Annotated in this window: 11 protein-coding genes; 9 read left to right on the plus strand and 2 right to left on the minus strand. The window is 65.7% G+C overall.

The window, feature by feature from the left end:
* The 9 genes from murD to ML540_RS02615 all read left to right on the plus strand — a co-directional run bounded on the left by murD (position 1) and on the right by ML540_RS02615 (position 11142).
* Positions 1–1320, plus strand: coding sequence for a UDP-N-acetylmuramoyl-L-alanine--D-glutamate ligase (murD, locus tag ML540_RS02575; protein WP_243358327.1), 1320 nt, complete (start codon positions 1–3; stop codon positions 1318–1320).
* Entirely contained in the window at positions 1317–2456 is a 1140-nt protein-coding gene (gene ftsW / locus ML540_RS02580) for a putative lipid II flippase FtsW (protein ID WP_423747873.1), read from the plus strand. The genes murD and ftsW overlap by 4 nt, the downstream gene beginning before the upstream one ends.
* Positions 2453–3517, plus strand: a complete 1065-nt coding sequence (gene murG, locus ML540_RS02585) for an undecaprenyldiphospho-muramoylpentapeptide beta-N-acetylglucosaminyltransferase (protein ID WP_243358328.1) — start codon at positions 2453–2455, stop codon at positions 3515–3517. Before ftsW ends, murG begins: the two co-directional genes overlap by 4 nt.
* 50 nt (positions 3518–3567) lie before the next feature.
* On the plus strand, positions 3568–4947 hold the full coding sequence (gene murC / locus ML540_RS02590; RefSeq protein ID WP_243359640.1) for a UDP-N-acetylmuramate--L-alanine ligase: 1380 nt from the start codon (positions 3568–3570) through the stop codon (positions 4945–4947).
* The gene (gene murB, locus ML540_RS02595) at positions 4937–5839 is read left to right on the plus strand and encodes a UDP-N-acetylmuramate dehydrogenase (protein WP_243358329.1); all 903 of its coding nucleotides are present in this window, start codon (positions 4937–4939) and stop codon (positions 5837–5839) included. Before murC ends, murB begins: the two co-directional genes overlap by 11 nt.
* The gene (locus ML540_RS02600) at positions 5836–6771 is read left to right on the plus strand and encodes a cell division protein FtsQ/DivIB (protein WP_243358330.1); all 936 of its coding nucleotides are present in this window, start codon (positions 5836–5838) and stop codon (positions 6769–6771) included. The genes murB and ML540_RS02600 overlap by 4 nt, the downstream gene beginning before the upstream one ends.
* A gap of 33 nt (positions 6772–6804) precedes the next feature.
* Positions 6805–8037: a cell division protein FtsA gene (gene ftsA, locus ML540_RS02605; protein ID WP_243358331.1), complete on the plus strand. Its 1233-nt coding sequence runs from the start codon at positions 6805–6807 to the stop codon at positions 8035–8037.
* Positions 8038–8098: 61 nt separating this feature from the next.
* Positions 8099–9457, plus strand: coding sequence for a cell division protein FtsZ (gene ftsZ, locus ML540_RS02610; protein ID WP_243358332.1), 1359 nt, complete (start codon positions 8099–8101; stop codon positions 9455–9457).
* A gap of 92 nt (positions 9458–9549) precedes the next feature.
* Entirely contained in the window at positions 9550–11142 is a 1593-nt protein-coding gene (locus tag ML540_RS02615) for a radical SAM protein (RefSeq protein WP_243358333.1), read from the plus strand.
* A gap of 177 nt (positions 11143–11319) precedes the next feature.
* Here ML540_RS02615 and ML540_RS02620 read toward each other — a convergent pair whose 3' ends face one another.
* Together ML540_RS02620 and ML540_RS17905 are read right to left on the minus strand one after the other, a co-directional pair.
* Positions 11320–13227 (minus strand): HAMP domain-containing methyl-accepting chemotaxis protein, encoded by a 1908-nt coding sequence (locus ML540_RS02620; RefSeq protein ID WP_243358334.1) that lies wholly within the window; start codon positions 13225–13227, stop codon positions 11320–11322.
* Between the two features lie 391 nt (positions 13228–13618).
* Entirely contained in the window at positions 13619–14503 is an 885-nt protein-coding gene (locus tag ML540_RS17905; protein WP_243358335.1) for a GGDEF domain-containing protein, read from the minus strand.
* Positions 14504–14706 lie beyond the last annotated feature (203 nt).

Below are 14706 nucleotides of genomic sequence, written 5' to 3' on the forward strand. Positions count from 1 at the left end.
ATGCGGGCGCTTCTGCACGGAAAACAGCTGGCCGGGCACAGGGCCGTGGTGGTGGGTGCCGCCATCTCGGGCGTGGCCGCCGCCAAGCTCCTGGCCACCCTGGGGGCCAAGGTGCGCCTGCTGGACCGCAATCCCGAGGCCGTTGACGCCGCCGGCCGCGAAGACCTGGTTTCGCGCGGGGTGGCGCTGGCCCTGGGGCCCCACGAGAAGGCCCACTTCAAGGACGCCCAGATGGTGGTGCTCTCGCCGGGCATCCCCGTGGCAAAGCTCAAGGGCTTCCTGGCCGCGTGCCCCGAGGCCCAGGTGCTGAGCGAACTGGAGTTGGCATCCTGGTTCACCGAAGCCACCATCCTGGCGGTCACCGGCACCAACGGCAAAACCACCACCACCTCGCTCATAGGCCACATCCTCGAGCATGCGGGCAAGCGGGTGTTCGTGGGCGGCAACATCGGCACGCCGCTGTCCGAGAACGTGCTCACGGGCGCGCCCTGCGACGTGGCCGTGCTCGAGGTGTCCAGCTTCCAGCTGCAGAACGTGAAAAGCTTCCATCCCAAGGTGGGCGTGCTGCTGAACTTCTCGGCCAACCATCTGGACTACCACGCCGACATCGAGGAATACCTCCAGGCCAAGCTCAATCTCTTCGCGCGCATGACCTCAAAGGATCTGGCCGTGCTGCCCCTGGAGATGAAGGTCGAGCTCGAGGGCCGCGACTTCACCAAGGCCCGGCGCGTCTATTTCACTGCCACCGAGCGCTTCAAGGACGCAAACAACCTGCCCGGCGCCCACAACAAGGCCAACATGGAGGCCGCGTGGCTGGCCTGCAAGGCCCTCGGGGTGACGGACGAGCAGGTGCGCGAGGCCGTGTCCACCTTCAAGCCCCTGGCCCACCGGCAGGAGCAGCTTGGAGAGAAGGGCGGCGTGCTCTTCGTGGACGACTCCAAGGCTACGACGGTTGAGGCCATGCGCGCGGCCATCGAGAGCTTCGAGCGGCCCATCCGCCTGCTGGCCGGAGGCGTGTTCAAGGGCGGCGACCTGGAAGGGCTCGCGGAGCTTCTCAAGGCCCGCGTGGTCCAGGTGGGGCTCTTCGGGGCCAACCGCGAGGTGTTCGAGAATGCCTGGACCGGCGTGGTGCCCCTGCTGTGGGAGCCCACCCTGGAGGGAGCCGTCACACGCCTGTACCGGGACTCCAATCCCGGCGACGTGATCCTTCTGTCGCCGGCCACGGCCAGCTTCGACCTGTATTCCAGCTACAAGGAGCGCGGACGCGACTTCGCGCGCATCATGGACCAGCTGCCCGAGGAGCGGGAGGCCAGGCAATGAGCTTGACCCAGGCCCATACCCCATCCGCCCCGGCCATGAACGCCGGGAAGGCCGGTTTCGACTGGTGGCTGGCCGCCGTGGCCGTGCTGCTGGCCGGGCTCGGGGTCATCATGGTGCTTTCTGCGTCGGGCATCATGGCCGAGCGCATGGTCCACGACAAATATTTCTTCTTCAAGAAACAGGCGATGTTCTTCGCGGCTGGCGTGGCCCTCATGTTCGTCATGGCCTGGATGCCGCGCAAGATCCTCTATGGGCCGGTGTACCTCTACCTCATGCTCGTCATCGGGCTTCTGGTGATGACGCTCATTCCGCCCTTCTCGGTGAAGGCAGGCGGCGCGCGCCGCTGGATGCACGCGGGCCCCATGGTTCTCCAGCCCCTGGAGCTGGCCAAGGTGGTGCTGGTGTTCTACCTGGCCTATTTCTACTCCAGCAAGCAGGCCCTGGTGAAATCGTTCTCCGTGGGCTTCATCCCGCCGGTCGTCGTCACCGGGCTTTTGGGCATGATCATGCTCATCCAGCCTGATTTCGGCGGCGCGGTGTTCATGGGCATGCTCTTCTTCCTCATGAGCCTGGTGGGCGGCACGCGCATCATCTACCTGCTGGTGTCGGGCATGTTCGGAGCAGGGGCCGCGGCGCTCCTGGTGATCAACTCGCCCTATCGCTTCAAGCGCTGGTTCGCCTTCCTCGATCCCTTCCAGGATCCCCAGGGCACGGGCTACCAGCTGGTGCAATCCTTCTACGCCTTCGGGTCGGGCCAGATCACCGGCGTGGGCTTCGGCTCGGGCAAGCAGAAGCTCTTCTACCTGCCCGAGGCCCATACCGACTTCATCATGGCCGTCACGGGCGAGGAGCTGGGATTCATCGGCGTGTCGCTGATCCTGGCGCTCATCGGGGTGCTCATGTGGCGCTCCTTCCGGGTGGCCCTGGCCCAGGACGACCTGCGCGACCGCTTCACGGCCTACGGCATGGCCCTGGTTCTGGGCATCGGGTTCCTGCTGAACCTGGCGGTGGTCATGGGCTGCGTGCCGCCCAAGGGCGTGGCCATGCCTTTCCTCTCCTATGGAGGCTCCAACCTGATTTCGGGTTTCCTGTGTGTGGGCATCCTGCTGAATCTTTCCAGGAGGAAAGCCGCGTGAAGCGCGCCATCATCACCACTGGCGGCACCGGCGGCCACATTTTCCCCGCGCTGGCCGTGGCTTCCGAGCTTCGCGCCATGCACCCGGGCCTGGAGCTTCTGTTCGTGGGCGGCGAAGGCCCCGAGGGCCAGGCCGCCCGCAAGGCTGGAATCGAATTCAAGGGCCTGCCGGTGCGCGGGGTGCTGGGGCGCGGACTGCACGCGGTCCCGGCCATGCTGCGCATGGGCATGAGCCTTTTTTCGGCCCTGGGCATCGTGCGCGGCTTCAAGCCCCAGGTGGTGGCCGGATTCGGCGGATACGCCGGATTCTGCCCCGTGCTGGCGGCCTGGATGCTTCGCGTGCCCACGGCGGTGCATGAGCAGAACAGCGTTCCCGGGGCCACGAACCGTATCCTTGGCCGTTTCGCGGACAGGGTCATGGTGACGTACCCCGATCTCTCCCGCTCCTTCCCGGAAAGGAAGGTCCTGGTCACGGGCAACCCCGTGCGCCCGGAAATCGCGGGATCGTTCAGAACCGGATCCTCGCGGGTGGTGCCAAGTAGGATTCTCGTTCTGGGAGGCAGCCAGGGGGCCAGGGCCGTCAACCGGGTGATGGTGACGGCCTGGCCCCATCTGGCCGGGGCTGGATGCGAACTGTGGCACCAGACGGGCTCGTCGGACTACGAATCGGTGTCCCACCTGTACCGCGGCATGGACAAGGTGAGGGTGGAGCCCTTCATCACGGACATGGCCGAAGCCTACGGCTGGGCGGATCTGGTCATCGGCAGGGCCGGGGCCTCCACCCTGGCGGAGCTGGCCTGCGCCGGGCTGCCCTCGGTTCTTGTGCCGTTCCCCTTCGCCACCCACGACCACCAGAGCGTCAACGCCTCGTTCCTGGAAAAGGCCGGGGCCGCGGTGGTGATCCCGGAAAAAGAGCTCAACGCCAAAGTGCTGGTGAATACGGTGCTGCCCCTGATCGGGGACGCGCACAAACTCGAGGCCATGGGACGCGCGGCCCGCTCCCAGGCCAAGCCGGACGCCGCCCGGGCAATCGCGGAAGAACTGTCGCGCATCGCGGCATAAGAGGACTTAACGTGGGCGATCAGGAAAGAAGGCTGTATCCGGCGCGCGGCATGCGCACCCAGGTGAACAAGATCCACATGGTGGGCATCGGCGGCTCCGGCATGTCCGGCATCGCCGAGGTGCTTTTGAACCTCGGATATCGCGTCACCGGCTCGGACATGGCTCTCTCGGACACCGTGAAGCGCCTGAAGAACCTGGGCGCGGACATCTCCATCGGCCACGGAGCCCAGAACCTGGGCCAGGCCGACGTGCTGGTCAAGTCCACGGCCATCCTGGAGTCCAACCCCGAGGTGGAGCAGGCCCGCCTGCGTGGCATCCCGGTGATCCCCAGGGCCGAGATGCTGGCCGAACTCATGCGCCTGCGCGCGGGCATCGCCGTGGCCGGAACCCACGGCAAGACCACCACCACCTCGCTTCTGGCCACCATCTTTTCCGAGGCCGGGCTCGACCCCACCGTGATCATCGGCGGCCGCCTGAACGCCATGGGCGCCAACGCCCGCCTGGGCGAGGGCCAGTACCTCATCGCCGAGGCCGACGAGTCCGACGGCTCCTTCCTCTGCCTCTCGCCGGTGATGACCATCGTCACCAACGTGGACGCGGACCACCTGGATTTCTACAAGGGCGGACAGGCCGAGATCGACGAGAGCTTCATCAAGTTCTGCAACTCCATTCCCTTCTACGGCATGAACGTGATTTGCCTGGACGACCCGGGCGTCAGGCGCATCCTGCCCCGGGTGAACCGTCCGGTGCTGACCTACGGCGTGGACGAGCCCCGGGCCCGGCTCAAGGGCCGGGTGCTCGAGGTGGGGGCCAAGTCGCGCTTCGAGGTGAGCATGGACGGCGCGTACTGGGGCGAGGTGACGCTCAACCACCCCGGACGCCACAACGTGCTGAACGCCCTGGCCGCCATCGGCGTGGCCATCGAGGCGGGGCTCCCGAAGGAAGCTGCGCTGCGCGCCCTGTCGGGCTTCGCGGGAGTGGGGCGGCGCTTCGAGAAGAAGGGCGAGCGGGACGGCGTGCTGGTCATCGACGACTACGGGCACCATCCCGCCGAGATCAAGGCCACCCTGGACACGGCCCGCGCCTGTTACCCGGACCGCCGACTGGTGGTGCTCTTCCAGCCCCACCGCTTCACCCGTACCCAGGCCCTGTTCGGAGATTTCTGCAAGACTTTCGAGAACGTGGACGAGCTGGTGCTCACCGAGATCTACCCGGCCTCGGAAAAGCCCATCCCCGGCGTGTCCGGCCAGAGCCTGGCCCAGGGCATCCGGCAGGTGTCCAAGACCAAGGTGACGTACGTGCCCGATTTCGAGGCCGCCTCGGCCACCCTTTCCGTGATGCTGCGCCCCGGCGACCTGCTGGTGACGCTGGGCGCGGGCAGCGTGTGGAAGGTGGGCGTCGACTACCTGGAGGGGAGGCATGGCGCTTAAGGTCGCTCCCGGTCCCAAGCTCTCCGAGCGCACCACGCTTCGCCTGGGCGGGCGCGCCCGGGCCGAGATCGTGCTCGCGTCCCCCGAGGATGCGCACGGCCTCGCGGACGAGCTTGCCCGGCACGACTGCCGGCCCTTCGTTCTGGGCTGGGGCAGCAACCTTCTGGCCGTGGACACGGACCTGGACATCGCCGTGGTCAGCCTCGAGGCGGGCGGACCCGAGATCGTCGAGCAACAGGCCTGCTGCGACGGCAGAAGCGGAGAGAAAGTTTTCGTGCGCGCCGGCGGCGGGCTCATGCTGCCCAAGCTGGTCAACTGGGCGGCAAAGCTCGGGCTTTCCGGGCTTGAGGGGCTGGCCGGGATTCCCGGCACCGTGGGCGGGGCCGTGGCCATGAACGCGGGCAGCTACGGGCGCGAGACCGGCGAGCTGCTGACTCGGGTTCGCCTGTGGGACGCCAAGGAGGGCCTGCGCTGGATCGGGCCCGCCCAGTGGTCGGCCAGGTACCGCAGCTTCGCCGTCGACGGCGTCGCGCCGCCCTGGCTGGTGCTCGAGGCCGAGATGGCGCTCGAGAGCGCTTCGCCCGAAGCCGTGCGCGCGGCAGTGGACGCGAACCTGGCCAGGAAGAAGGCCAGCCAGCCCGTGAGCGCGGCCACCTGCGGGTGTGTGTTCAAGAACCCCGAAGGCCACAGCACGGGAAAGATGCTCGACGAGCTGGGCTTCAAGGGCAAAAGCCTGGGCGGCATGTGCTTCTCGCCCATGCACGCGAATTTTTTGGTGAACGAGGGACGGGGTACGGCCAAGGCCGCCCTGGAACTCATCGCCAAGGCCCGCGAGGCGGTGAAGGGCCGCTTCGGCGTGGAATTGGAACTGGAAGTGAGGGTGGTCCGGTGAGCAGCGTCGCACGCGGAGCTTCGCGCCTGGGGCTGGCCTCGGGGCGCAATCGCAACGCCCACTCATACGGGGGCGGGTCGGACAGCCGCGCCAAGATCACCGCTTCCCGGTCCGGCTCGCGCGAGGGACGGCTCCCCCTGGCCAAGGTGAAGGTGAACAAGTCCCGGGGAGGGGCCGTGGCCGGGGTGGGCAAGGCCTCGCTCATCGGCGGGCTCTTCGCCCGGCTGTGCACCCTGGTGGTGGCCTGCGTGGCCCTGGTGGCGGTGTCCATCGGGCTTCTGGCCGGATACCGCTGGCTGACCACCATCGATTACTTCACCATCCGCGATCTTCAGATCACGGGCGTCAGCCGCATGGCCCGCGAGGACGTGCTGACTCAGGCCGAGCTCAAGCCCGGCATGAACCTGCTGGCCGTGAACATGGAGAACGTGGAGGCGATGCTCACCAAGAATCCCTGGATCGAATCGGCCCAGGTGACGCGGGTGCTGCCCGACACCCTGAAGATCAGGGTCACGGAGCGCGAGCCCAGCTACCTCGTCCAGTACGAGGACAGCCTCTGCTACGCCGACGGCGAGGGCCGCATCATCGACAAGGTGCAGTCGGACAAGTTCGTGTCCCTGCCCCAGGTCGAAGTCGAGTCCGGCATGGAGCGCCACCTGCCGGTGCTGGAGGAGCTGCGGAAGGCCATCGCCGCCAAGCAGACGCCCTTCGGCCTGGACCAGGTGGCCTGGATCAGACTCTCGTGGAGATACGGCCTGGAGGTCAGGCTCATGGATAGAAACGTCCTCCTGTGCGTGGGCGTGGACGACTGGAAGAACAACCTCACCCATATGGGGCTGGTGTGGGCCAATCTGGCCAAGCGCGGCGAGCTTGACCGCACTGCGATCATTTCGGCCCAGAACCGCAAGGTGTGGGTGGAGATGCATGGATAGATTTACAGGAAAGCATACGAGGGGGACCCCGTAATGGCAAAGGGATCGGAACTCATAGTCGGACTGGACATCGGCACCACCAAGATTTGCGCGGTGGTGGGCGAGCTCTCGCCCGAAGGCGTGGATGTGGTGGGCATCGGCACCGCTCCTTCCACCGGCCTTCGAAAGGGGGTGGTGGTCAACATCGAACAGACCGTGGCCTCCATCAAGCGCGCCCTGGAAGAGGCCGAGCTCATGGCCGGCTGCGAGATCCGCACGGTCTACGCGGGCATCGCCGGGAGCCACATCAAGGGCTTCAACTCCCACGGCGTCATTGCCGTCAAGGGCGGCGAAGTCACCCAGAAGGACGTGGAGCGGGTGCTGGACGCGGCCAAGGCCGTGGCCATCCCCCTGGACCGCGAGGTCATCCACATCCTACCCCAGGAATACATCGTGGACGACCAGCGCGGCATCGCCGATCCGCTGGGCATGGCCGGGGTGCGCCTGGAGGTGAAGGTGCACATCGTCACCGGCGCGGTCACCTCGGCCCAGAACATCATCCGCAGCTGCCACCGCGCGGGTCTGGACGTGGCCGACATCGTGCTGGAGGCCCTGGCCTCGGCCAAGGCCGTGCTCACCGAGGAGGAACGCGAGATCGGCGTGGCCTTGGTGGACCTGGGCGGCGGCACCACCGACCTGGCGGTGTTCTCCAACGACTCCATCAAGCACACCTCGGTTTTGGCGCTTGGCGGCAACAACCTGACCAACGACATCGCCTTCGGCCTGCGCACCCCCATGGCCAGCGCCGAGAAGATCAAGATCAAGTACGGCTGCGCCCTGTCGGACCTGGTGCGCAAGGACGAGGTCATCGAGGTGATCAGCGTGGGCGGGCGCGAGCCGCGCAGGCTTTCGCGCCAGGTGCTCTCGGAGATCTGCGAGCCCCGTATCGAGGAGATGCTGGCCCTGGTGGACCAGGAACTCATCAAGTCGGGGCTTAAGAACTCCATCGCGGCGGGCGTGGTGCTCACCGGCGGGACCGCCCTCATCGAGGGCATCCAGGAACTGGGCGAGCAGATTTTCAACCTGCCGACCCGCGTGGGCTTCCCCATGCGCGTGGGCGGGCTCAAGGACGTGGTCAACAGCCCCATGTACGCAACGGCGGTGGGGCTTCTCATGTACGGCGCGGAAAAGGAAGGCACGGACAAGCGCTTCCGCATCCGTTCCGATGAGAAAGTCTTCAATCGCATCCTCGGCCGCATGCGGAAGTGGTTCGTGGATGTGAAATAAGAACGAGGTAGAGGCAATGTTCATTCAGGGGGAACTGTTTCAATCGCAAGGAGGAGGGGACATGGATATCTACGACATCGATTTCGAATCCAATGCACGCATCAAGGTGGTCGGTGTGGGCGGCGGTGGCGGAAACGCGGTCAACAACATGATCTGTTCGGCGCTGCGCGGCGTGACCTTCATCACCGCCAACACCGATATCCAGGCGCTCAACAAGTCCAAGGCCGAGTTCAAGATTCAGCTGGGCGACAAGCTGACCAAGGGCCTGGGCGCGGGCGCCAACCCGGATTGCGGCCGTGACGCGGCGCTCGAGTCCATCGACCAGATCAGGAAGACCATCTGCGACGCCGACATGGTCTTCGTCACCGCCGGAATGGGCGGCGGCACCGGCACCGGAGCGGCCCCGGTCATCGCCCAGGCGGCCAAGGAAGCCGGTGCCCTTACCGTGGGCGTGGTCACCAAGCCGTTCTACTTCGAGGGCAAGAAGCGTCTCGGCGCGGCCGAAAAGGGCATCGCCGCCCTGCGGGAGCAGGTGGACTCCATCATCACCATCCCCAACGACCGCCTGCTGACGCTCGCCTCCAAGAAAGCCACCTTCATGGAGATGCTGAAGAAGGCCGACGAGATTCTTTATTACGCCGTGAAGGGCATCTCCGACCTGATCATGGTGCCCGGCCTGATCAACCTGGACTTCGCCGACGTGAAGGCCGTGATGAGCGAGATGGGCCTGGCCATGATGGGCTTCGGCGTGGCCCGGGGCGAGAACCGCGCCCAGGAAGCCGCCCAGAAGGCCATCACCAGCCCTCTGCTGGAGGACGTGACCATCGACGGCGCCAAGGGCGTCCTCATGAACATCACCTGCTCCCCCGACCTGACCATCGAGGAAGTGGACGAGGCCGCCTCCACCGTCACCGCCGCCGTCAGCGAGGACGCCAAGGTGTTCTTCGGCACCGTGTTCGACGAGAACGCGGGCGACGAGATCCGCATCACCGTCATCGCAACCGGCATCGAGACCGCCGAGGAGATGGCCCGTGCCCAGGGCCACATGGCCAAGGTGAGCGTGCATCCCGCCGTGGCCCAGGCCGTGGCCCAGCACGCCGAGCCCCAGCCCGCCCCGCGCGCGCCGGAAGTGGCCCCGCGCGAGCCGGAGCTGCGTGCCGAGGTGCGCACCGAGGTGCGCCAGGACCGCCCCCGCGAGGCCCAGTCCCCCCACGTGGCCAGCCCGCGCACCGAGCGCATCATCGCCTCGCGCCATAACGATCTGAGCATTCCGACCTATCTGCGGGTCGGGCGCAAGGGCTCTTCCGCCGATCCGGCGGCCATCGCCCAGTACAAGACCCACACCCCGGGCTCCGAGGACTTCGTGTTCGACGAGGACGAGTTCGAGGTGCCGGCCTTCATCCGGATGCAGGCCGACTAGGCGGAGCATGAAGAAATGTTGCCAAATGTCCCTGGCAGGGTCACTTTGAGGAGGTGAACGCGCAAGCCCGTACCGTCTTTTTCGGCGGCCGCATGCCTGATCTGCCCGATCCCGGCGGCAGGCTGCCGGTAGCGCTGGCCTACCCTGGAGCCCCACGCGCGGCCTTGTCCGCGCTCGGGTGGCAGGCCGTGTACCGGCTGGCCGGACAAAGCCCTTGGTTGGTGGTGGAGCGGTTTTTCCTTTCCGCTGGAAACTCCGTTCCGAGGTCCCAGGACTCGTCCTCCCCCCTGGACGCGTTCCCCCTGGCGGCCTTCTCCTTGGGCTACGAACTGGACGGTTCCGTGCTGACGAGCGCGCTTTCAGCCTCCAGTGTCCCTCTCCTTGCGAGCCAGCGGCCCGGCTTCCCGATTCTGTTGGGAGGCGGGCCGCTGGCCTTTTTGAATCCGGCCCCCCTGGCTCCCATCCTTGACGCCTGGTTCGTGGGCGAGGCGGAGGCCGGGTTCGTTCCCGCCCTTGAGCGCGCCGCCGAAATGATCCTTGCCGGCGCGGACAAGCCCTCGGTGCTCTCCATGCTGGCAGCCTTGCCCGGCTTCTACGTGCCAGGCAGGAGCGCCCTGCCCGTGAAGCGGGTGGTTGCGCCGGGCGGGCGCGTGCTGGCCGATCCGGTCTGCTCCAGCTTCGTCAGCCACGAGGCCGAATTCAAGGACACCTTGCTCATGGAGGTGAACAGGGGCTGTCCGCACTCCTGCCGCTTCTGCGCCGCCGGGTTCGTGTACCGTCCCCCTCGCCAGGCCCGCATGGCGGACCTGCGGGCCATCGTGGAGCAGACACGGCCCAAGAAGGTCGGCCTTGTGGGCACAGCGCTCACGGACTGGAAGGAGCTTCCCGAATTTCTGCGTTGGCTGTCCTCGGAGAAAGTGAAGTTCACCTTGTCCTCGGTCAGGGCCGACGGCGTGACCGAATCGCTCCTGGACATCCTGCGCAACGCCGGGTTGCGCACGCTCACCCTGGCCCTGGAGGGCCAAAGCGCGCGCATCCGGAAGAAAGCCAACAAGAATCTGGACGAGGACGTGTTCCTGCGCGCCGTGGAACTGGCCGCAAAACGCGGGGTGAACCACCTGAAGACCTATCTCATCGTGGGCTGGCCCGGTGAGGAAGACGCGGATTACGATGAACTGGCGCGCTTTCTGGCTGAGGTGGTCAAGGCCGGGAAGGTTGGCGGCGGCAAGAAGGGCATCGGGCACATGACCCTGGGGGTGAACCCCCTGGTGCCCAAGCCCTGGACCCCCATGCAGTGGGCCCCCATGGCCGGGGCAGCCTACCTGGAGGACCGGCTGGAACGCATGGCCGCCATGGTCAAGCCCCTGCGCGGGGTGCGCCTGGAAGGTGAGAAGCCGTCCTGGGCCCGGGTGCAGGGCCTGTTGGCCAGGGGCGGAGAGGATCTGGCGGAGCTCATCATCGCGGCCGGGGAGATCGGCTGGCGAAAGGCTTTGCGCGAGTGGAGCGGCGACGTGTCAGCCGTGCTCGACCGCGAGCGCGGCCGGGACGAACCCTTCCCCTGGGAGTGCATCGACATCGGCGTGGGCCGAGAGACTCTCTGGCGCGAATGGGAGCGCTACCGATCCGGCAAGCGCACCCCCAAATGTCCGGAGCAGGGCTGCGGCCTGTGTGAGGCCTGCCCCTGACCGTCAGGCGACGCGTTTCCGTACGTCCCGCTCAGTTGCCCGCCTGACCGGGAAGCCGCTCCGCCTGTGCGCCAGGAGCCTGACTGCGTCAGGCGAGCAACGACTTTCCCCCCCCCCCGGCGGTTCGACCAGCCCCGCAGCGCGCTGGCCGCAGGGCTGCTTCCGGTCCATGGCGCATCAGAATTTCTCGAAGTCGCCGCCCTCTGTTGGATTTTCCCCGGTGCCCAGATGAAGCTGGATGCCGGATTTTTTCGTCTTGGGGGCCTGCGGCCGGAATTGTGGCGTCTCATGGCCGCGGGGGCGCCCCTGGGCGAGCCTCCTGGGGTCGAAATCCCCCGTGTCATCCACCTGGAAAAAGCTGATGACGGCCTGGAGCTGCTGCGCCTGGGAGGATAGCTGCTCGGACGTGGAAGCCAGCTCCTCGGAGGCCGACGCGTTCTGCTGCACCACCTGGTCGAGCTGCTGCAATGCCTTGTTGACCAGGGCCGCCCCGGAGTTCTGTTCGTTGCAGGCCGCGTTGATCTCCTGCACCAGTTCGGCTGTCCTCTGGATGTCCGGGACGAGCTTCTTGAGGAGTTCGCCGGCGCTTTCGGCCACCTCGGTGCTGCTCCTGGAGAGGTCGTTGATCTCGCCGGCGGCCATCTGGCTGCGTTCGGCCAGCTTGCGCACTTCAGCGGCCACCACGGCGAAGCCCTTGCCGTGCTCGCCGGCCCGGGCGGCTTCGATGGCCGCGTTGAGGGCCAGCAGGTCGGTCTGCCGGGCGATCTCCTCGATGATGGATATCCGCTGAGCGATCTCCTTCATGGCGGACACGGTCTTGTCCATGGCCTCTCCGGATTCGCGGGCGTCGGTGGCGGCCTTGGTGGCGATGGCCTCGGTCTGGCGGGCGTTGTCCGAATTCTGGCTGATGCTGGAGGCCATCTGCTCCATTGAGGCGGAAGACTCTTCCAACGCGGCGGCCTGTTCGGTGGTGGCCTGGGAGAGGCTCTCGGAAGAGGCGCTCATCTCTTCGCTGCCGGAGGCCACGTTGGTCGCCCCGGACTGCACTTCCATGATGACATCCTTGATCCGGCGCACCATCTCGGCCAGGGAGATCAGGAGCTGGTCCTCTTCCGAACGCGGCGCGATGCGCACCTTGAGATCGCCCTCGGCCAGGCGTTGCGCGGTCTCGGCGATTTTAGCGTCCGTCTCGACCAGCGACTTGAGCGAGCGCATGAGGGTGTCGGCGCCGGAGCGCTCCTTGGGTAGCGTGGACAGGTCGCCCAGGGCCATGTTTCCCACGATGGCTGTGATCTGACGTTCGGCATCAACCACCGCGCGCAGGGCGTCGATCATCACGCCCACCTCGTCCTTGCGGTGGATGTCGAGATTGCGCTCCAGGTCGCCCACGGCCATGGCCTGGGCTATGTCCACGCTCTTGCGCAGGGGGACGCTGATGGACCGGGCGAGGACGATCCCCAGGGACAGCCCCAGGATCACGCTGAGAGCGACGATGGAGGTCAGGATGAGGCGGCTGCGCTCGAAGTTCTCGCTGGTCTGCTGGAAGAACCGTTCGGCATTGCCTTCCTTCAGTCGCGTGGCGTCCTCGATCAAGTCGATCAGCGCGTTCTCTTTTTCCCGGAGTTGTCCCAGGATCAAGGTCCGGGCCCCGGCCAGGGACTGCTCGCTTCCGGATTTGGCCAGCTCCAGAAAACGGTTCATCAAGCTGGTGACTTCGTCATCGGCTTTGCCGATCTTGATCATCAGCTCCTTGCCCTTTTCCGAATAGAAGAGGGGATTGGCCTTGTCGTACGCATCCTGGTACTTCTTCACGTATCCGTCCATCAGCTTCCGGAACTTGTCATGCTCTTCCGGAGGGGACATGATCAGGCCCCGGGCCGCCCGGTCGTATAAAGTCATGTTGATGGCGGCTTCCTTGATGTGGGCGATGCCCATCAGCTCCTTCTTGTAGACGTCTTCCGTGGCCTCGTTCATCTTGCCCATGTTGATGATGCCGATGAAGCCGACCAACGCTGTGAGCAACGCGAGCAGGATGAAGCCGGTGATGAGTTTGGTGCCCACCTTTATGTCGTCCAGCCATTGCATGTGCGATCCTCCTGGGTTTAGCGGGAAAACGCGATGTTGAAGGAGTCTTGGCCTGGCGGTGGCCGCAGCTCCCGAACAGTTCATGAAAAAGCCGAATCTGATCGTTTGAGTGGTTGGCATCCCGGGGGAGAACTACTTTCCCAGGCTGCCCCGTGAGAGGCTGCGAAAGGCTTTTCCGCGCATCACGTACCAGTGGTGACTATGTTATTATCTCGTTCCCGCTAGGTGTAAAGCGCTAATCGCGTGGATGTCCACGCAAAAAAGTAAAGTACAATTATTTCCTTAGGCTGTGCGAAACGCAAGAATAATTCGTGTGCAGGAATGGTTCGCATTGAGTGGGCAGCAGAGATGTGGGGGCATCGGTACGCGACGCCTCGCTCGGGGTGCAGGCCTATCGCAGGCTGACCTTGTCTCCGCCCGAACCCTTGGCGTCGTAGAGGGCCGCATCGGCCCGGGCCACCACGGCCTCCCAGGCTGTCTCACCGGCGCAGCCCACAGGCCTGAAAGAGGTCAGCCCCAGGGACAAGGTGCTGCCGTGGCCGTTGGACTCCTTGAAGCGCTCCCGGATGCGCTCGGCCACGTCGACGGCCTGGTCCTCCCGGCAGGAGAGCAGCACGGCGAATTCGTCGCCGCCAAGACGGAAGGGGGCGTCGAACCCCTCCCGCACCGATTCCCTGATGATGGCCGCCAGTATCCGCAGCACTTCGTCCCCGGCCTGGTGCCCGTGGGTGTCATTGACCTGCTTGAATTTGTCGCAGTCGATGAAGAGCAGTCGCATGAGCGTCACGGCGCCCGCGTCCGCCCTGGACATCCCCGCGACCGCCTCATCGAAACCCCTGCGGTTGCCCAGGCCCGTGAGCGGGTCGGTGCGGCTTAGGTCTTCCAGGTTGCGCCGGGCCAGGTCGGTCTCCTCCAGGCGCCAGAGCAGGCGCTTCTCCTTGTCCTTCAATATGTGCAGCATCCAGTTGAGGTTCCGCTTGAGCTTGTAGAGGATATGCTCGTCCTCCTTCTCCACCGGCAGCTCGAAAGGATGGGGGAAGCCGCCCTTGCGCAGGCGTCCGGCGAACTCGCCCACCTCGGCCAGGTCCTTGAACACGCAGACGAACAGGCAGAACCGGGCGATAAAGGGCAGCAGGGCGATGCTCAGGGCGCAGTGGATGGCCAGAAGGGCCAGTGCCCCCGGCCTGTTGCCATTTTCAAGGAGCGCCAGCGCGGCGATCACCGGCGCGACCATGATGAGCGAGAGGATGGAGGCGAGTTTTATGTGCGGGCTCACGCTTACTCCAACAATTTGAGAATGAAAATCATTTTCGATGTCTCGATACTTGGGCTGGTCTGTCCCGTCAAGTGTGGACCAGAAGGAAAATTACGTACCCGAGTGCGCAAATATCGTTACCAGATGTGGGAGGGTGAAATGGTAAGTCAGTGATGACGAGCGGTTACCGCTTGGCACGATATGTGATTAATCCGGGGCAGGAG

Source organism: Fundidesulfovibrio terrae (assembly GCF_022808915.1).
In the GTDB taxonomy this organism is placed as follows: domain Bacteria; phylum Desulfobacterota; class Desulfovibrionia; order Desulfovibrionales; family Desulfovibrionaceae; genus Fundidesulfovibrio; species Fundidesulfovibrio terrae.

What these genes read in the sequence shown, in the direction of transcription:
- murB (WP_243358329.1), top strand. Translation starts at nt 4,937, where the DNA reads ATGGCGCTTAAGGTCGCTCCCGGTCCCAAGCTCTCCGAGCGCACCACG.
- murC (WP_243359640.1), top strand. Translation starts at nt 3,568, where the DNA reads ATGCGCACCCAGGTGAACAAGATCCACATGGTGGGCATCGGCGGCTCC.
- ftsW (WP_423747873.1), top strand. Translation starts at nt 1,317, where the DNA reads ATGAGCTTGACCCAGGCCCATACCCCATCCGCCCCGGCCATGAACGCC.
- ftsA (WP_243358331.1), top strand. Translation starts at nt 6,805, where the DNA reads ATGGCAAAGGGATCGGAACTCATAGTCGGACTGGACATCGGCACCACC.
- ML540_RS02620 (WP_243358334.1), bottom strand. Translation starts at nt 13,227, where the DNA reads ATGCAATGGCTGGACGACATAAAGGTGGGCACCAAACTCATCACCGGC.
- ML540_RS02615 (WP_243358333.1), top strand. Translation starts at nt 9,550, where the DNA reads ATGCCTGATCTGCCCGATCCCGGCGGCAGGCTGCCGGTAGCGCTGGCC.
- ftsZ (WP_243358332.1), top strand. Translation starts at nt 8,099, where the DNA reads ATGGATATCTACGACATCGATTTCGAATCCAATGCACGCATCAAGGTG.
- murD (WP_243358327.1), top strand. Translation starts at nt 1, where the DNA reads ATGCGGGCGCTTCTGCACGGAAAACAGCTGGCCGGGCACAGGGCCGTG.